The organism is Prauserella salsuginis, assembly GCF_024648885.1.
Lineage (GTDB): Bacteria > Actinomycetota > Actinomycetes > Mycobacteriales > Pseudonocardiaceae > Prauserella > Prauserella salsuginis.
The window spans coordinates 764,661-782,326 of sequence record NZ_JANBBF010000010.1 but is presented as its reverse complement, the minus strand read 5'-3'; the positions used below and the strand labels follow the sequence as shown (position 1 = coordinate 782,326).

Annotated in this window: 14 protein-coding genes and 1 pseudogene; 8 read left to right on the top strand and 7 right to left on the bottom strand. The window is 70.1% G+C overall.

The genetic code is table 11. From position 1 onward, the window contains the following. Positions 1-27: 27 nt before the first annotated feature. Together LY40_RS14760 and LY40_RS14755 are read left to right on the top strand one after the other, a co-directional pair. Positions 28-738: a 4'-phosphopantetheinyl transferase family protein gene (locus LY40_RS14760; protein WP_258937166.1), complete on the top strand. Its 711-nt coding sequence runs from the start codon at positions 28-30 to the stop codon at positions 736-738. Between the two features lie 4 nt (positions 739-742). Beyond that, positions 743-1,900 carry an isochorismate synthase gene (locus LY40_RS14755; protein WP_258937165.1) on the top strand — a complete coding sequence of 386 codons (1,158 nt, stop codon included), beginning with the start codon at positions 743-745 and terminating at the stop codon, positions 1,898-1,900. Positions 1,901-2,090: 190 nt separating this feature from the next. Here the strand turns inward: LY40_RS14755 and mihF are convergent, their stop codons facing one another. Beyond that, a complete protein-coding gene (gene mihF / locus LY40_RS14750; RefSeq protein WP_183649502.1) occupies positions 2,091-2,402 on the bottom strand; it encodes an integration host factor, actinobacterial type in 312 nt (103 codons plus the stop codon). A gap of 300 nt (positions 2,403-2,702) precedes the next feature. Here mihF and LY40_RS14745 point away from each other — a divergent pair, with 300 nt between their 5' ends. The 3 genes from LY40_RS14745 (at position 2,703) to LY40_RS14735 (ending at position 6,506) form a co-directional block, all read left to right on the top strand. After that, positions 2,703-4,325: a long-chain fatty acid--CoA ligase gene (locus LY40_RS14745; protein ID WP_183782767.1), complete on the top strand. Its 1,623-nt coding sequence runs from the start codon at positions 2,703-2,705 to the stop codon at positions 4,323-4,325. Positions 4,326-4,571: 246 nt separating this feature from the next. Then, entirely contained in the window at positions 4,572-5,843 is a 1,272-nt protein-coding gene (locus tag LY40_RS14740; RefSeq protein ID WP_183782765.1) for a C39 family peptidase, read from the top strand. A gap of 114 nt (positions 5,844-5,957) precedes the next feature. After that, complete coding sequence (locus LY40_RS14735; protein WP_221212705.1) at positions 5,958-6,506, top strand: gamma-glutamylcyclotransferase; 549 nt, start codon at positions 5,958-5,960, stop codon at positions 6,504-6,506. Here LY40_RS14735 and LY40_RS14730 read toward each other — a convergent pair. Then, positions 6,496-8,115 (bottom strand): FAD-binding oxidoreductase, encoded by a 1,620-nt coding sequence (locus tag LY40_RS14730; RefSeq protein WP_258937164.1) that lies wholly within the window; start codon positions 8,113-8,115, stop codon positions 6,496-6,498. The two genes, LY40_RS14735 and LY40_RS14730, sit on opposite strands and share 11 nt — an antisense overlap. A gap of 16 nt (positions 8,116-8,131) precedes the next feature. Between LY40_RS14730 and LY40_RS14725 the strand changes: the two genes are divergently transcribed. Then, entirely contained in the window at positions 8,132-8,740 is a 609-nt protein-coding gene (locus LY40_RS14725) for a TetR/AcrR family transcriptional regulator (RefSeq protein WP_183782761.1), read from the top strand. Continuing rightward, positions 8,737-10,287 carry a glycerol-3-phosphate dehydrogenase/oxidase gene (locus tag LY40_RS14720; RefSeq protein WP_258937163.1) on the top strand — a complete coding sequence of 517 codons (1,551 nt, stop codon included), beginning with the start codon at positions 8,737-8,739 and terminating at the stop codon, positions 10,285-10,287. The genes LY40_RS14725 and LY40_RS14720 overlap by 4 nt, the downstream gene beginning before the upstream one ends. A 123-nt stretch (positions 10,288-10,410) precedes the next feature. On the opposite strand, the gene LY40_RS14715 is transcribed toward LY40_RS14720, so the two are convergent. The 3 genes and pseudogenes from LY40_RS14715 to LY40_RS14705 all read right to left on the bottom strand — a co-directional run. Continuing rightward, positions 10,411-11,724: a citrate synthase gene (locus LY40_RS14715; RefSeq protein WP_183782757.1), complete on the bottom strand. Its 1,314-nt coding sequence runs from the start codon at positions 11,722-11,724 to the stop codon at positions 10,411-10,413. Between the two features lie 191 nt (positions 11,725-11,915). Beyond that, positions 11,916-12,848: a carbohydrate kinase family protein gene (locus tag LY40_RS14710; protein WP_258937162.1), complete on the bottom strand. Its 933-nt coding sequence runs from the start codon at positions 12,846-12,848 to the stop codon at positions 11,916-11,918. Between the two features lie 128 nt (positions 12,849-12,976). Then, positions 12,977-13,567: pseudogene (locus LY40_RS14705) on the bottom strand (TetR/AcrR family transcriptional regulator); the annotation flags it as partial. Positions 13,568-13,674: 107 nt separating this feature from the next. On the opposite strand from LY40_RS14705, the gene LY40_RS14700 reads away from it, so the two are divergent. Continuing rightward, positions 13,675-14,820: an acyl-CoA dehydrogenase family protein gene (locus tag LY40_RS14700; RefSeq protein ID WP_258937161.1), complete on the top strand. Its 1,146-nt coding sequence runs from the start codon at positions 13,675-13,677 to the stop codon at positions 14,818-14,820. A 714-nt stretch (positions 14,821-15,534) separates the two neighbouring features. On the opposite strand, the gene LY40_RS14695 is transcribed toward LY40_RS14700, so the two are convergent. Together LY40_RS14695 and LY40_RS14690 are read right to left on the bottom strand one after the other, a co-directional pair. Beyond that, positions 15,535-16,740 carry an amidohydrolase gene (locus tag LY40_RS14695; RefSeq protein WP_183782744.1) on the bottom strand — a complete coding sequence of 402 codons (1,206 nt, stop codon included), beginning with the start codon at positions 16,738-16,740 and terminating at the stop codon, positions 15,535-15,537. 6 nt (positions 16,741-16,746) lie between these two features. Beyond that, positions 16,747-17,664 carry an aldose 1-epimerase family protein gene (locus LY40_RS14690; protein ID WP_183782743.1) on the bottom strand — a complete coding sequence of 306 codons (918 nt, stop codon included), beginning with the start codon at positions 17,662-17,664 and terminating at the stop codon, positions 16,747-16,749. Between the last annotated feature and the right edge of the window lie 2 nt (positions 17,665-17,666).

Sequence of the window (17,666 nt, the reverse complement as noted above, 5' to 3'; positions counted from 1 at the left end):
GCGCTCCGCGCCGCTATCCTTTTCGGCATGATCACGTGTGCCGTGTGGTGGGCGGTTCCGGTGGACGACACCGCCGAACACCGCGGGCTCCTGACCGACGTCGAACGGGACCGGTACTCGGCGTACCGCAAATCCGACGACCGTCGGCGGTTCCTCACCGGACGGGTCATGGCCAAGACCCTCATCGGCGAACGACTCGGCACGCCCGCGGCCGACGTGGTGTTCGACGCGGCGTGCGACGACTGCGACAAGCAGCACGGCCCGCCACGCATCCCCGGCAGCACACTCCGGCTGTCGATCTCCCACGCGGGCGACCGGGTCGGCCTCGCCCTGACCGACGGTGCCGAGCTGGGACTCGACGTCGAGGCGACGACACGGCACGCCGACGACGGGCTCCTCGACTACGCCCTGTCCGACGCCGAACGCGCCGCCGTCGCCGGCCTTGCCGACAGTGACCGCACCCGCGCGTTCTTCCGCTACTGGACCGGCAAGGAAGCCCTCATGAAGGCGACCGGGAAAGGACTGCGCATCGGGCTGACGAGCCTCACGCTGTCGGAACCCGGCGAGCCGGCGCGCCTCGTGGCCTCGGAGTCGCCCGCACTCGACCCTGCCACCACTCGGCTCGCCTCCCTGCGCCCCGGCGACGGGTACGACGCCTCCGTGGCCGTCCTGACCGGCGAAGAGCTGGAGATCACAGAGCACTGGTGGAGCCCGAGGCCCGCCGCGCTGGGACACTGAGGACATGGACGCCGCGCGCCTTGTCGAGCACTATCGGCGCGGCGATTTCCTGTTCACCACCGCGCGCGGCACGGTCCTCGCCCAGGGCACAGCCGACGAGATCACCGGGACCGATGAGCAGGCGCTCGCGGACCGGGTGTCCGCCGCCCTCGCCGAACGCGGCGGCATCGCGACGGGCGTCCTGCCCTACGACGCCGCATCCGGCACCCCTGCGCGGCTCGTCGTCCCACGGACGGTGCACACCGCTGGCCCTGCCCACCCTGACGTCGATCGGCTCTCCAGGGAACGCGTCGGGGCGCCCGCGGCGGTACGGGCTGTCCCCGAACCACGGGACCACGCCGCGGCCGTGCGCACCGCGGTCACCGAACTCGCCGTTCGTGACCTGCGGAAAGTCGTTCTCGCGCGGGCCCTCGACGTCGAGTTCGCCCGCGACGTGCCCGTCGCCGCCATCGTGCGGAACCTGGTGCTCGACCACCGCCACGGCTATGTGTTCGCCGCGGACCTGCCCGGCGGCCGGACGCTGCTCGGCGCGAGCCCGGAACTGCTCGTCTCCCGGCGCGGCGGCCGCGTCGTGGCGCATCCGCTCGCCGGGTCCATGCCCCGTTCGGGCGATGCCGCCACCGACACGGAGAACGCGGAAACCCTGCTGGCTTCGAAGAAGGACCTCCTCGAGCACACGATTCTCACCGAGGCCGTCGCCGAGGCACTCGGCCCGTTCTGCGCCACCCTCGACGTGCCCGCCGAACCGACACTGGAACGCACTCCGGCCATGTGGCATCTCGGCACACGCATCACCGGCGAACTGGCCGACCCTGCGACGACGGCGCTGCATCTCGCGTCGGCCCTGCATCCGACGCCTGCGATCTGCGGCACGCCCGTCGCCTCCGCACGGCGACTGATCGGCGAGCTGGAGCCGTTCGACCGCGGCTACTACGCGGGTGCCACGGGCTGGGTCGACAGCGAAGGCGACGGCGAGTGGGCCGTGTCGATCCGCTGTGCCGACGCGGGCGCGGCATCACTGCGGATGTACGCGGGTGGCGGCATCGTCGCGGACTCGGATCCGCACGCCGAGCTGGACGAGACGTCGGCGAAATTCGCGACGCTGGGCCGCGCGATGGGGCTCGACGCCGACGCGCTCTCGGGCGATCCACGCCCACGGTGACGCCTGCGCCACCCATCGGGACGCGCGGAAAGACAGCGATCGCCGGGAAACCGGCTTCGGATCATCGACGGAAACATCGACGAATGGGCGAACCGGAAAACGAACCCGGTTCGCAAAAAATCGGCGGGAAAAGGACGCGACGGCCCGTGGGTGGCACGCCTCGAGGCGAACCACCCACGGACGCGGGGCGTCACTTGAGAGCGCTGATGAGAGCTTCGCGCTGACGGTCGCCGAGGCCTGCGGCCCGGCGGTCAGGGTCGATGCCCGCCTGCTCCAGGAGCGCGGCGACCTTCACGGCGCCGAGCCCGGGAACAGCCTTCAGCAGCTGGGTGACCTTGGTCTTCCCAACCGTCTTGTCGTCCTTGGCGCGGTTCAGCACCTTCTCGATGCTCTCCGAACCGTCCTTGATCGACGCAAGCAGCTCCGAGCGCGCCTTACGAGCCTCGGCCGCCTTGGCCAGGGCTTCCTGCCGCTGTTCCGGAGTCAACGTAGGCAGAGCCAACGTACCTTTCCTTTCTTCTCGGGTGCCGCTTGTGCAGCGGCGACAACCCGGGTCCCCAGGTGCTTGCCCGAGCAAGCGCTGGCCAGGCCGTCTCTTACCACGGGCCCAGTAAACGCCACGACCCCTTCGTCCGCGAAATCGACACGCGATGACCCCCCGTCCGAGGCATGCAGGTCGAGGCGTTCGAGCTGTGGTCCGTCACTAGGCGCAACTGTTATTCCGCAGCACCTGCTCCCATGTCCACCTTACGGTTAGGCTCGCGCTGAATCCGCGTTCACCGCAAGAACCACGGGAGCCTCAATGTTGAGCACGATGCAGGACGCCCCCCTTTCCATCGCCACCCTGTTGAAGCACGGAAGCACGCTGCACGGCACGAGCGAAGTGGTCACGTGGACCGGATCGGATACGCGCCGACGGAGCTATGCCGAGGTGGGTGACCGTGCCGCGCGGCTGGCGAACGCCCTGCGCGGCCTCGGGGTGACGGGCGACCAGCGCGTCGGCACGTTCATGTGGAACAACGCCGAGCATCTCGAGGCCTACATGGCGATTCCGGCCATGGGCGCGGTGCTGCACACCCTGAACATCCGCCTGTTCCCCGAGCAGCTGGTGTACGTCGCCGATCACGCCGAGGACCACGTCATCATCGTGGACGGCACGCTGATCCCGCTGCTGAACAAGCCGCTCGCCGAGATGACCACGGTGCGTCACATCGTTGTCGCGAACGGTGACCCGGAGACCGTCGAGGCTCCCGCGGGCGTGCAGGTCCACGACTACGAGCAGCTCCTCGCCGCCCAGCCGGCGGAGTTCGACTGGCCCGTGATCGACGAGCGGTCGGCGGCCGCGATGTGCTACACCTCCGGCACCACGGGTGAGCCGAAGGGCGTGGTCTACTCGCACCGCTCGATCTGGCTGCACTCGATGCAGGTGTGCATGTCCGACAGCATGCGGCTGGCCGACACGGACAAGGCGCTGGTGATCGTGCCGCAGTTCCACGCCATGTCGTGGGGCGTGCCGTACGCGGCGTTCATGGTGGGCACGTCGTTGGTCATGCCCGACCGGTTCCTGCAGCCGGGGCCGATCGCCGAGATCCTGGCCACCGAGCAGCCGACGTACGCCGCCGCCGTGCCGACGATCTGGCAGGGCCTGCTCCAGCACCTCGAGGCCAACCCGCAGGACATCTCCCACCTGCGCGAGGTCGTGGTGGGCGGGTCCGCCGCGCCGCCGGCGATGATGCACGCGTTCGAGGAGCAGTACAACGTTCCGGTGCTGCACGCCTGGGGCATGACCGAGACGTCGCCGCTGGGCAGCGTCGCCCGCCCGCCGCGCGGGGCGTCGGGCGACGAGGCGTGGCACTACCGCTACACGCAGGGGCGGTTCCCGGCTTCGGTGCAGGCACGGCTCATCGACGACGACGGCAACGAGGTGCCGTGGGACGGCGAGAGCGTCGGTGAGCTCGAGGTGGCCGGCCCGTGGATCGCGGGCGCTTATCACAAGGGTTCCGACCCCGAGAAGTTCCACGACGGCTGGCTGCGCACCGGCGACGTCGGCAAGATCACCCCGAACGGCTACCTGACGCTGACCGACCGGTCCAAGGACGTCATCAAGTCGGGCGGCGAGTGGATTTCGTCGGTCGACCTGGAGAACGACGTCATGGCGCACGAGGGGGTCGCCGAGGCGGCCGTCGTGGGCGTGCCCGACGAGAAATGGGACGAACGCCCGCTGGTGGCCGTGGTCGTCAAGGAGGGCCACACCGTCACCGCCGAGGAGCTGCGGGAGTTCCTGCGCGACAAGGTCGCCAAGTGGCAGTTGCCCGAGCACTGGACGTTCATCCCCGAGGTGCCGAAGACGAGCGTCGGCAAGTTCGACAAGAAGCGCATCCGCGCCGACCACGCCGAGGGCAAGCTCGACATCAGGCACTTCTAGGCGATCACCCACCCGACCCAGGGCTCGATGCCCCCAAGGGCACCTTCGCGGCTCCCGCCCGCCGGCCCGGCCACCGCCCCTCAAGGGCACGCTTACACGTGGCCGTGTTCGATGCCCGGAGGTGCCCTTGGGGCGTTCTCCCCGAACCGCGACGGGCACGGAGGGTGAGAAGCGGGACGCACGACGTGGGCCGAACGGTCCATGCGCGGTTTACACGCCACTGTCCGGCGATAACAATGACTCGCCATGCGCGGACGACTCTCCACGGTGCTGACGGCGGCGATCGTGGCCTCGGTGATCCTGCAGCCCACGGCCACCGCCTCGGCTCCCGCCCTGCCGACCGGTGAGACGCCGGCGCAGGCCGCGAACCCTTCCTCCGAGGACGAAGCCATCGACTACCACGGCTGGAGCAGCGCCCAGGACTTCGCATCGGGCGAGCGCGACGGTGTCCGCCCCGGCGCCGACGGCATGCGCATCAGCGAGCCCGCGGGCTCCGAGAACGGCTACGAGTACGGCACCTGGACGTCACCGGTCCACGAACCCGGGTTCGACGCCTCCGAACTGATCTCGTCCTGGAACGCACACACCCCGGAGGGCACCTGGCTGAAGGTGCAGGCGCAGGCGCGCACCGCGGGCGGCGACGACACGTCCTGGTACACGCTCGGCAAGTGGGCCTACGGCGACGGCGACATCGAGCGCACCAGTGTCACGGGCCAGTCGGACGAGCACGCCGCCGTCTACACCGACACGTTGTCGGCGGCCGACGGTGTGGCGCTGCGCGCCTACCGGCTGCGCGTGACGCTGTACCGCGCCGAGGGTTCCGACGCCTCGCCGGTCGTCACGCAGGTCGGAGCGATGACCTCCGACGTACCGGACCGGTTCGAGCCGGAGTTGACCGAACCGGGCGAGGCCGCGGGCATCGAGCTGGACGTGCCGACGTACGCGCAGAACGTCCACCGCGGCAACTATCCCGAGTACGGCGGTGGCGGCCAGGCGTGGTGCAGCCCGACGTCGACGACGATGGTCGCCGAGTACTGGGGCGCGAAGCCGACCGAGGAGCAGCTGTCCTGGCTGCCCGCGGACTACCCCGACAAGAGCGTGGCGCACGCGGCGCGGCACACCTACGACTACGCCTACGAGGGCACCGGCAACTGGCCGTTCAACACCGCCTACGCCTCGCAGTACGGACTGAAGGGCCACATCACGCGCCTGCACTCGCTGGCCGAGCTGGAGAGTTACATCGCACGCGGCATCCCGGTGATCACGTCGCAGTCGTTCCTGGAGAAGGAGCTCGACGGCGCCGGGTACGGCACCGCGGGACACCTCATGGTGGTCGTCGGCTTCACCGCCGACGGAGACGTGATCGCGAACGACCCGGCGTCCGAGTCCAACGACCAGGTACGGCGCGTCTACGATCGCGAGCAGTTCGAAACGATCTGGCAGCGCACCAAGCGCTACGACGCCGAAGGCGAGGTCGCGAGCGGCAGCGGCGGCGTCGCGTACATCATCGAGGGCTGAGCGATCCTGATTTCCGGAGAACCGATCTTCCACGACGACGAATACCCGGAGGACCCGTATCCGGGCGCCCGGCCGTCGCACTCGTACGTCCACCACGACGGCGCGGGGTACGCGTTGTCGGCCGAGACGCTCGCGGCCGCACGCGCGGACGCCGAGCGCATCCCGGTGCTGGCGTACGGCTCGAACGTGTGCCCTTCGAAGATCACGTGGCTGCGGGAAACACTCGGCCTGTCCGGCCCGGTGGTCGTCGCCAGTGCCGAGTGCCACGATCTCGCAGCCGTGTGGGCTGCCGGGTTGCGACCGCGGGACGACCAGCGGCCCGCGACCCTGACCTCGGCGCCGGGCGTCACCGAGTGGCACGCCGTGTGGTTCGCGACGCCGGGCCAGATCGAGGCACTCGACGTCTGCGAAGCACGGGGAAAGGCCTACGACCTCGCGCGCCTCCACAGTGGACGGATCACGCTCGAGGACGGGTCCACTCTGGACGAGGTGTACGCCTACGTCGGACTGGGCGAGGGCGGCATGCCGCTGCTCGTCGACGGCGCACCCGTGCGGACGGCCGACCTGGCCCAGCACGGCGCCGCCCGGCTGACGGGCGAGACCGCGGACACGCACGGACTCGACGTCACCGTGATCCCGGTGGGCACGCCCGTCAGCCGATGAGCTTGCCGGGGTTGAGCACCCCGGTCGGGTCGACGGCCCGCTTGGCGGCGACGAGGACCTCGCGGCCGAGCTCACCGATCTCCGCCGTCAGGTACGGCGCGTGGTCCATACCGACGGCGTGGTGGTGCGAGATCGTCCCGACCCGGTCGGCGGAGATGGCCTCGCAGGCCGCGGCCTTGGCGCGCTCCCACTGACCGATCGGATCCTCGGGATCCCTCGGCGTGAGGACCGTGAAGTACAGCGACGCACCGGTCTCGTAGGCGTGCGAGACGTGGCACATGATCAACGGGTGGCCGAGCTCGCGCCGCAACGCGGTACGCACCCGGTCGTAGAGCGTGCCGAGCTTCGACCAGTGCGTCGCGGTTTCGAGGGTTTCCACGCACACGCCCGCGTCCAGGAGCGCGTCCCGCTGCCGTGGTCCGCCGAACCGCCCGCGCAGCCATGCTCGCGCGGGCGCGGAGGTGAGCCACACGCCACCACCGGATCGCAGCAGCCGCATCGCCTTCTTGCGGCGGTCGTCCGACTCCCCGTGCCAGCTCAGTACCAGCAAGCACGGCTCGTCGACCCCGCGCGCGCCCAGGTAACGGCGCAGCACGCTCGTCTTCCACGTCCCCGCCAGCTGCAGTTGCACCGCCGTCTCGTCCACATCAGACAGGCGGGTGATGTCGGCGAGCAGTCCCTGCTGCGCCAACTGCCGCACGAGCCCGCAGCCGTGTTCCCAGCCGTCGACGGCCAGCGCCTCGAAGTGTTCGGTGTCGGGCAGTGGGCGCACTCGCACCGCGACCTCGGTGATGACGCCGAGGGTGCCCTCGCTTCCGATCGCGAGCTGCCGCAGATCGGGACCCGCCGCCGACGCCGGGGCTACGCCGAGTTCCCACTCGCCGCGTGGGGTGGCCAGCCGCAGGCCGGTGACCATGTCCTCGAACCTGCCGTATCCGGACGAGGCCTGTCCGGCCGAACGGGTCGCCGCGAACCCGCCGATCGTGGCGCGTTCGAACGATTGCGGCACGTGGCCGAGGGTGAAGCCGTGCGCCGACAGCATCCGCTCGGCATCCGGGGCACGCACCCCCGCCTGCAGCACCGCGGTGTGCGAGATCGGGTCGACCGACACGAGCCGGTTCAGGCGTTCCAGATCCAGGACGATCACGGCCTTCTTGCCGCCCTTGAACGCCGTGACGCCGCCGACGACCGAGGTGCCGCCGCCGAACGGCACCACCCCGACGTCGTGTTCGACACACACGTCCAGCACCTGCTGCACCTGCTGCGGACTGCCGGGCAGCACGACGGCGTCGGGGGTCGGGATACCCGCGGCGGGCTGCCGTCGCCGCAGCAGGTCCAGATACGAGAGGCCGCCGCTGCGTTCGAGGCGTTCACGCGGCTCCTCGAGCACGTTGCCCGCACCGACGATCGCGGCGATCGCGGACTGCGCACGCTCAGGCAACTGCGACGGGGGCGTCGCGATGGCGGAATCGGGCGCCACCGGGTCGTTCGGGGTGGTGTCGCCGATCCTGCTCCGCAGCCAGCGGAGCTCCTTGGCCGTGAGGTGGGACGCGTCGGCGCCGTCGGGCGTCCAGGCGCCTCGCAGGCGGTGGTCAATGCTGTCGGTCACGACTAGAGTGTGACACATGAAGCCGGAATGTCACACCCGTGCGGGTGGCCGTGTCTCCGACGACACACTCCTCGACGCGGCCAAGGAATGCGTGCTCGCCGGCGGTGTCCGGCGCACCACGCTCACCGGCATCGCCCAGACCGCGGGCGTGTCGCGGATGACCGTCTACCGGCGATTCCCCGACGTCGACAGCGTCCTCGCGACCCTCATGACCCGGGAATTCACCGCGCTGCTGCAGCACGTGGCCGACGAGATCCCCGCGGGCGGCACCGCACGGTCCCGCCTCGTCGAACACGCCGTCGCGGGCGTTCGCAGACTCGGCACCGATCCGCTGCTGCGCACCGTGCTCGAGCTCGACGCCGAACTGCTGCTGCCGTACGTCACCGAACGCCTCGGCGCGACACAGCGGCTCGCCGAGGAGGGACTGCACATGTTCGTCGTCGAAGGTCACGCCGACGGCTCCGTGCGGCCCGGCGACGCGGCCGCGCAGTCGCGCGCGCTGTTGCTGCTGCTCCAGTCGTTCGTGCTGTCACGACGGCCCGCGACCGCAGGCGAGACCGGCGTGGCCCCGGAAACCCTGCTCACCGAACTCGCACACCTGCTCGAAGGAGCCCTCAAGCCATGATCACGGCCTCGTTGACAGCCCGCCGCCGCGCGCGGGAACTCCACGACCTCGCCTCCGGCAGGCAGGTCGACGTCATCGTCGTGGGCGGCGGCGTCACCGGCGCCGGCTGCGCGCTCGACGCGGCTTCCCGCGGCCTGTCGGTCGCACTCGTCGAGGCCCACGACCTGGCGTTCGGCACCTCGCGGTGGTCGAGCAAGCTCGTGCACGGCGGGCTGCGTTATCTCGCCCACGGCGAACTCGGCCTCGCCCACGAAAGCGCCGTCGAGCGGGGCGTGCTGATGACCCGCACCGCGCCGCACCTGACCAGACCGCTGGCGCAGCTGTTCCCCGCCTACGGCGCGGCCACCGAACCCGGACACCTGCTCACCAGGGCAGGACTGCACGCGGGTGACGCGCTGCGCCGGGCGGCGCGGACCCCGTCGTCACTGCTGCCGAGGCCGCGTGCCGTGCCGTCGGCCGAGGCGCTCGCCCTCGCGCCCGGACTCCGGAGCGCCGGCCTGCGGGGCGGACTGCTGTCGTTCGACGGGGCGCTCACCGACGACGCCCGCCTCGTGGTGGCGATCGCCCGCACAGCGGCCGCCCACGGCGCGAATGTCCTCACGCGACTCGCCGCCACGGAGCTGCACGCCGACCACGTCGTCGCACGCGACGCGATGACGGGATCCACTGTGGAACTGCGGGCGAAGCAGGTCGTCAACGCGACGGGCGTATGGGCGGGCTCGCTGACGCCGTCGGTGCGGTTGCGGCCCTCCCGAGGCACCCACCTGGTTCTCGACGCCGAGCGTACGGGCCTGGGCGAGACGTCCGTGATGGTTCCGGTTCCGGGCGAACTGAACCGCTTCGTGCTGCTGCTCCCCCAGCCAGGGGGACGCGTGTACCTGGGACTGACCGACGAACCGCTCGACGGTGATCCCGAGGATGTCCCCACTGTTCCCGAGTCCGATATGGACTTTCTGCTCGGTGTCGCGTCTGCTGTACTGGAACGGGACCTCACCCGCGAGGACGTGCTGGGATCCTTCGCCGGCCTGCGTCCACTGTTGGAGGCCGACGGCACCACGGCGGACCTGTCCCGCAATCACGCCGTCCTCACCGACCCCGGCACCGGCGTGCTCACCGTGGTCGGCGGCAAGCTGACCACCTACCGCAGGATGGCCGAGGACGCCGTCGACGCGGCCGTGCGGTCGGCGGGCCTGCGTGCCGGACGGTCACGGACGAGCAGGCTGCCGTTGTTCGGAGCCGCGAGCCGCAGCCGGCTGTCCGTTGTGGACGCGCCGCAACGGCTGGTCGCCAAGTACGGCACCGAGGCCCCGCGGGTAGCGGCACTCGGCGAGGTCGACCCCGAGTTGGCCGAGCCCGTGTGCGACGGCAGCGACATCACCGCGGCCGAGGTCGTGTGGGCCGCGCGTCACGAAGGCGCGCTCGACGCCGACGACGTGCTGCACCGGCGTACCCGCCTCGGCCTGGTACCCGCGGAGGCCGAGGCGGCCCGCTCTCGCGTCGCCGACCTGGTCGGCCGCACCACCGAAGGCCTGGCGACCCTCGCCTGACCCCGCACCCCGAGGCGGTTCTCGCCACGCACTCGACAACGGTCGCCGGACACGACGAGGGCCGCCGTCCGGGTTCACCGGCGGCGGCCCTCGTGTGCGAACCGCGAGTCAGCGCTGTCGTACTCAGCGCTCGGAGAGCGGCTTGTAGTCGCGCTCCTTCGCACCCGTGTAGATCTGCCGCGGACGGCCGATCTTCGTCTCCGGGTCCCCGATCATCTCGCGCCAGTGCGCGATCCAACCCGGCAGCCGGCCGAGAGCGAACAGCACCGTGAAGAACTGCGTCGGGAAGCCCATGGCCCGGTAGATCAGGCCCGTGTAGAAGTCGACGTTCGGGTACAGCTTGCGCTCGATGAAGTACTCATCGGACAGCGCACGCTCCTCGAGCCGCTTCGCGATGTCGAGCAGCTCGTCGTTGCCGCCGATCTTCGACAGGATCTCGTCCGCGGTCTTCTTGATGATCTTGGCGCGCGGGTCGTAGTTCTTGTAGACCCGGTGGCCGAAGCCCATCAGGCGGACGCCGGGCTCCTTGTTCTTGACCCGCTCGACGAACCTGTCGACGTTGCCGCCGTCGGCCTTGATGCCCTCGAGCATGTCCAGCACCGCACTGTTCGCACCGCCGTGGAGCGGGCCGAACAGCGCCATGACGCCGGCCGAGATGCTCGCGAACAGGTTCGCCTCGGACGAGCCGACGAGCCGCACGGTCGACGTCGAGCAGTTCTGCTCGTGGTCGGCGTGCAGGATGAACAGCTGGTCGAGGGCCTTCGCCATCACCGGGTCGATCTCGTACGGCTCGGCGGGCAGGCCGAACGTCATGCGGAGGAAGTTCTCCACGAGACCGAGCGAGTTGTCCGGGTAGAGGAACGGCTGGCCGATCGACTTCTTGTAGGCGTAGGCCGCGATCGTGGGGACCTTCGCCAGCAGGCGGACGGTCGACAGGTCGACGTTGGACTTGTCGAACGGGTCGAGCGCGTCCTGGTAGAAGGTCGACAGGGCCGAGACGGCGCTGGAGAGCACCGGCATCGGGTGGGCGTCCCGCGGGAAACCGTCGAAGAAGCGCTTCAGGTCCTCGTGCAGCAGCGTGTGCCGGTTGATCTTCGAGGTGAAGTCCTCCAGCTGCTGCTTGTTCGGCAGTTCGCCGTGAATCAGCAGGTAGGACACCTCGACGAACGTCGAGCGCTCGGCCAGCTGTTCGATGGGATAGCCCCGATAGCGCAGGATCCCCGCTTCACCGTCGATATACGTGATGGCGGAGGACGCGGCCCCGGTGTTGACGAAACCCGGGTCGTAGGTGATGTAGCCGGTCTGGGCCAGCAGCTTCCCGAGCTGGATGCCGGGGGCGCCGTCAACAGGGCGGACAACGTTGAAGTCGTGCTCGCCATCGGGCAGGCGGAGCACGGCCTTCTCGCCCTCGGACTGCGCCGCAGTCGCGTCGGACATGCACATGCCTCTCACGGTCACACGGGCCGGCCGGTGGCGACCGCATGTTCTGCTGGTCACCGCGTGTACGCGACAGGCCCTTCAGCCTCGTCGCACCGCCCCGCTGGGGTACGAATGCTCCCTTACGCTAGTCCAGATAAGGGCGTTTTCGCAGCCGTTGCGTTACCCACAGCGACCCGTTGCGACAAGGTTCACACGCTGGCGTTTTGGTCGTCGGTTAACTCGTTCGAGGTAGGCGGTTCGGCGCCGCTGCGCGACACCGTCACACCCGCCGCCCGCGAGGCGTACGCAAGCGCTTGCGACCAGGCGTCGGGCGCCATCGCGGCGAGATTCGTCACGCCGCGGTTCGCGAGCCACGCCAGCAACGCCCCCAGCACGGTGTCGCCCGCACCGATCGTGTCGACGACCGTGACGTCCGCCGCAGGCACCCGCGCGGCCTCACCGTCGGCCGTGTACACCGACAAACCGTCGCCGCCACGCGTCAGCACCACGGCCTCGACTCCCGCGTCCAGCCACGTCGCCACCGCCTCGGCGACCGACTTCCCGCCGGTGAGCCACTCGGCGTCGTCGTCGGACACCTTCAGCAGCCGCACGCTCGGCAGCCAGGACACGAACCGCTCCCGGTAGGCGTCCGGATCGCGGATCATGTCGGCGCGGATGTTCGGGTCGAGCGCGGTGAGCACGCCACGCTCGGCCTCACGGTGGAGCACGGCTTCGTAGGCACTCGCACCCGGCTCCAGCACCATGCCGAGCGTGCCGAGCGACAGTACCCGCGTGGTCGCAGGCAGCGGCCCGGGGTCCGCGACGAGCCGGTCGGCAGTGCCCTCGGTGTAGAAACTGAAGCGCGCCGCGCCGGTCTCGTCGAGGGCGACGACGGCGAGCGTCGTCGGCTCCGGACCGCGCTGCAGCAGCGCCGTGTCCACACCGGACGCCTCGAGCCGCGCGACGAGCGCGTCGCCGAAGCGGTCCGTCGACAACCGCGAGAGCAGCGCCGTCGGCACGCCGAGCCGGCCAGCCGCGAGCGCGACGTTGTAGGGCCCGCCACCGAGCCTCGGCGCCAGCAGGTCCGGATCGGACTCGGCGGGCACCAGGTCCACCAGTGCCTCGCCACCGGACACGATCATCGCCGCACTCCCTTCGTCGCTTCGGAATCGCCGTCGCCTGCGGCGCCGACGTCGCCGACCGGTGAGAGACCGCCGCCACCGTCCCCGTCGGCTCCCGCGGACCCGCCACCTCCGGCATACCGGCCGTCGCGCTGCAATCCTCCCAGCAGCAGATCGGACAGCGCGGCGAAGGCCTCGGAATCCGAATACCCGGTGCGCGCCCTGACGGTTCCGCTCTGGACCTGCTCGATCAGCAGCTCGGCGAACTCGGCGACCAGCGGTCCGTGCACGTCGCGGAACAGGCCGTCGGCCACGCCCTGAGAGATGAAGGCACGGATGCGGTCGGCCGCGGCGTGGGAGTTGAACTCGTAGGTGGCACGGGTCGGCTCGAACGTGTCGACGTCGGCGATGAACGTCTCCGAAGCGCGCCCCAGCTCCTCGGCGACGCCCGCCAGGTACTCCTGGATCTTCGCCCTCGCGTCGGCCGCCGTGGCCACCCGTGCCTCGATGCGCTCGGTCGCCCCGCGGAAGAAGTGAGTGACGACCGTGACGGCGAGCTGTTCCTTGCTCGACGCGAGCGCGTACAGCGTCGACTTCGAGCAGCGAAGGCGTCCTGCCAGGTCGTCCAGGGTGTAACCGAGGAACCCGTCGGCCAGGAACAACTCCTCGACCTCGGCGAGCAACGCCTGCTGACGGGCAGTGGCGGGGCGGGTTCGCCGCCGGGTCTGGTTCTGAGGCATACGTAGAGCCTAGAATGGTACTGAGAACGCCACTACAGTACTGTTTTCAGTATCAAGTTCGCCCCAAGGGCATCTTCGGGGCAACGCAGCCAGCCGAGGAGCCACCGATGCCTGCCGAACGCCTCCTTCCCGACACCGAGTCCGCCGACCTGATCGCGCTCGCCCGCGAGATCGCCCGCGACGAGCTGGCGCCCGTCGCAGCGGAGTACGAGGAGGCCGAGCGTTTCCCCAGGCAGCAGTTCCGCCTGCTCGGCAAGTCCGGCCTGCTCGGCCTGCCGTACGCCGAACGCTGGGGCGGCGGCGACGTGCCGTACGAGACGTACCTGCAGGCACTCGAGGAGATCGCGGGCGCGTGGATGTCCGTCGGCGTCGGACTGTCGGTGCACACGATGTCGTGCTTCGCGCTCGCCCACTACGGCACCGACGAGCAGCGTGACCAGTGGCTGCCCGCCATGCTCGGCGGCGAGCTGCTCGGCGCCTACGCGTTGTCCGAGATGCACGCCGGGTCCGACGCCGCCGCCCTGTCGACCAGGGCCCGGCGCGACGGGGAGTCCTACGTCGTCAACGGCACGAAGGCGTGGATCACCGCGGGCGGCCAGGCCGACTTCTACACGACGATGGTCCGAACCTCCGACGACGGCGGCAAGGGCATCAGCTGCCTGCTCGTCGACGCGTCGACGGCGGGACTCGAAGCGGCCGCACCCGAGCGCAAGATGGGCCTGACCGGGTCGACGACGGCGCAAATGATCTTCAGCGACGCCCACGTGCCGGCCGAACGGCTGATCGGCGGCGAGGGTGCGGGACTGAAGATCGCGCTGGACTCACTCGCGTCCGGACGGCTCGGCATCGCGGCGTGCTCGGTCGGACTGGCGCAGGCGGCACTCGACGAGGCCGTCGCGTACGCCAAGACCCGGCAGCAGTTCGGCAAGCCCATCATCGAGAACCAGGGGCTGGAGTTCCTGATCGCCGACATGGCGGCGGCCGTCGAGACGTCCCGCGCGATGTACCTCGACGCCGCCCGGCGCCGCGACCGCGGCATGCCGTTCCAGCGGCAGGCTTCGGTGGCCAAGCTCGTCGCGACGGATTCGGCGATGAAGGTAACGACCGACGCCGTGCAGGTCCTCGGCGGGGCCGGCTACACCCGCGACTTCCCCGCCGAGCGGTACATGCGCGAGGCCAAGGTGCCGCAGATCTTCGAGGGCACCAACCAGATCCAGCGCATGGTCATCGCGAGGGCCTTGAAGGAGGCATAACGGGCCCACACCGCCGTGTTGCGCCCTCCGGGGCCCGTGTTGCGCCTCCCGGGGCCCGTGTTGAGTCCCGGTGCCGCTCCTGCGGGCCAGGACGGGAACCGGAAACGTCCCACTCACACGGGCAGGCCCTGATGCCAGACACCGCGGATCCTCGAGGGCGAGCTCGGCGACCTCGACGCCTTCGCCCTCGAGCAGCGCTATGCCGGCGCGCATGCCGCGAGTAATCGCGCATGCCGGAAGCAATGCAGCCTCGCTCCTGATCGAGCCGCAACAACCGGGCAGCATCGCCGGTAGCCGCCTCGAGCGCACCGACGTCGCCGAGGCCCGCCTCGGCGATGGCAGTCAACGAGCCCCGGGATCAGGAGCACCCCGGTGCAGTCGACGTACTCGCCCCGGCGATGTCGGGATCAGAGCCGGATACATCGGCGCCCACGCCTGTGATCCAACCGTCCGGCACCACGACGTCGGCACGCGTGACCGTCCGGCGTCGCGTCGGCGTCGGCGTCGGCGTCGCCTGTGAAAATCGTCGTCCGCGCAGCATGGCACGGGCGCCGTGTCGCCGATACGGATCAGCAACACGGCCCCCGGAAAACGCAACACGGCGGCCAGAGCGCAGAAAACGCGGGTCTGGGTGCAGAACACGGCGGCACGAGTGCAGAACACGCGGGTCTGGGTGCAGGACACGCGAGAATCTGCACCCGGCCGCCGGGGTCGTTATTCGCGGTAGCGGCGGTCTGCGACCACGCCTTCGCCCGTCGACTCGTCGAACGCATACACGTCACGGCCGCGGACGAACACCCGCTCGGCACGGTTCATGACGTCGAGCGGATCGCCGGACCACACGGCCACGTCGGCGTCCATCCCGGACTTGAGCGCACCGATGCGGTTGCCCAGGCCGAGCATCTCCGCCGGATGCACCGTCAGCGCGCGCAACGCGGTGTCGCGGTCCAGACCGTCCTTGACCGCCAGCGCAGCTTGATAGACGAGGAAGTGGATCGGCACCACGGGGTGATCGGTCGTGATCGCCAGCTTCACGCCCGCACGCGCCATGATTCCGGCGGCGCGCATCGAGCGGTTCCGCAGCTCGACCTTGGCGCGCGAGGTGAACAGTGGCCCGAGGATCACCGGCACGTCGTGCTCGGCGAGGAAATCGGCGATCAGGTGGCCTTCGGTGCCGTGGTTGACGACGAGGTTGTAGCCGAACTCCTCGGCCAGCCGCACGGCCGTGACGATGTCGTCGGCGCGATGGGTGTGCTGGTCCCAGTACAGCTCGCCGTCGAGGACCTGCACCAGTGTCTCCATGGTGAGGTCGATGTCGAACGGCTTGCCCTCGACGGCCGCGTGGTCGCGCTGTGCGGCGTAGTTGCGGGCCTTGGTGAACGCTTCACGCAGCGTGGCGGCGACGCCGAGACGGGTCGAGGGCGTCTTGTCCTTCTCGCCGTACACGCGCTTCGGGTTCTCGCCCAGTGCGCTCTTGACGCTGACGTCCTCGGCGAACGTCATGTCGAGGATCGTGCGTCCCCACGTCTTCACGCCGACGGTGCGGCCGCCGATCGGGTTGCCGGAGCCGGGCTTGATGACGACGCTCGTGACGCCGCCGGACAGCGCGTCGTCGAAGCCGGGCTCGTACGGATCGATCCCGTCGAGGGCGCGGAAGCGGGCGCCGTTCGGGTCGGTCATCTCGTTGGTGTCGTCACCGGACCAGCCTTCGCCGTCCTCGTGCACGCCGAGGTGGGCGTGCGCGTCGATGAAGCCGGGCAGGACCCACTTGCCCGTGGCGTCGACGATCTCGGCGTCGGAGGGCACGTCGACGTCGGTTCCCACGGCGACGATCTTGCCGTCGTCCATCAGCACCACGGCGCCGTCGACCGGGTCGCCGTCGACGGGGACCACGTATCCGTTCGTGATTGCGGTAGTCATAGTTCGTTAGGCTAACGAATCTGCTAGCTGAACGCCCCACGAACCGCGCCACGTTTCACCCGGTTCGACCGTGATGAGGTCGGTACCCGAGTTCAACGCGTCGGCGGGACAGGTCATCGGCTCGATCGCGATCGCCCGGCCGCGCCCGGGAAAGTCCGGCGGCGTGAACACCTGCACCCAGCGGAAATCCGGGTCGGACCAGATATCGAGGACCCCGTCGTGGTGGCTCAGCCACACGTGGTGCAGACCGTCCTCACCCTGCTCCAGCCCCGTGAACGCCGTGTCGAGGTCCAGTCCACCCACGATGCGGCCACCGCGCAGGTCGTACTCGGTGCCCTCGACGTCCTGTTCCTCGCCGTAGGGCAACTGCTTGTCGCCGTCGAACGGCCACACGCGCGTGGCGGGCAGCGTCAGCATGAGCTCGTCGGTGGGCACGTCGCCGATGCGGAAATAGGGGTGCGTCCCGACGCCGAACCCGACCGCCTTGTCGCCCTCGTTGCTGACCGTGTGCGTGACGGTCAGCCCGCGAGGCGCGAGGTCGTAGACGATGCCGGTGCGCAGCGGCACCGGCCAGCCCTTCGCGGCGCCGATGTCGCAGCCGAACGTGATCGACGACTCGGCGTGTTCGACCAGTTCCCACTCCTGATGCCGCGCCAGGCCGTGGATGGCGTTGCCCCGAGCGGGTTCGGTGACCTCGAGCTCCTGCTCCTCGCCGTCGAACGTCCACCGCGCGCCCGCGGTCCGGTTCGGCCACGGCACGAGCACCTGGCCCGCACCTTTCGGCGGTTCCTCGTCCTCGGCGAAGGTCTCGACGTACGCCGAGCCGCCGAACGTCAGCGACCGCAGCCCCGCGCCGATCTCGGTGACGACGGCGCGCGCATTGCCGCGCACGAGTTCGAAATGTTCCCCGGTCGGATTGGCCATGC

Coding starts and splice junctions, on each gene's coding strand:
- LY40_RS14760 (WP_258937166.1), top strand. CDS start 28: ATGATCACGTGTGCCGTGTGGTGGGCGGTTCCGGTGGACGACACCGCC.
- LY40_RS14755 (WP_258937165.1), top strand. CDS start 743: ATGGACGCCGCGCGCCTTGTCGAGCACTATCGGCGCGGCGATTTCCTG.
- LY40_RS14745 (WP_183782767.1), top strand. CDS start 2,703: ATGTTGAGCACGATGCAGGACGCCCCCCTTTCCATCGCCACCCTGTTG.
- LY40_RS14740 (WP_183782765.1), top strand. CDS start 4,572: ATGCGCGGACGACTCTCCACGGTGCTGACGGCGGCGATCGTGGCCTCG.
- LY40_RS14725 (WP_183782761.1), top strand. CDS start 8,132: ATGAAGCCGGAATGTCACACCCGTGCGGGTGGCCGTGTCTCCGACGAC.
- LY40_RS14720 (WP_258937163.1), top strand. CDS start 8,737: ATGATCACGGCCTCGTTGACAGCCCGCCGCCGCGCGCGGGAACTCCAC.
- LY40_RS14715 (WP_183782757.1), bottom strand. CDS start 11,724: ATGTCCGACGCGACTGCGGCGCAGTCCGAGGGCGAGAAGGCCGTGCTC.
- LY40_RS14710 (WP_258937162.1), bottom strand. CDS start 12,848: ATGATCGTGTCCGGTGGCGAGGCACTGGTGGACCTGGTGCCCGCCGAG.
- LY40_RS14700 (WP_258937161.1), top strand. CDS start 13,675: ATGCCTGCCGAACGCCTCCTTCCCGACACCGAGTCCGCCGACCTGATC.
- LY40_RS14695 (WP_183782744.1), bottom strand. CDS start 16,740: ATGACTACCGCAATCACGAACGGATACGTGGTCCCCGTCGACGGCGAC.
- LY40_RS14690 (WP_183782743.1), bottom strand. CDS start 17,664: ATGGCCAATCCGACCGGGGAACATTTCGAACTCGTGCGCGGCAATGCG.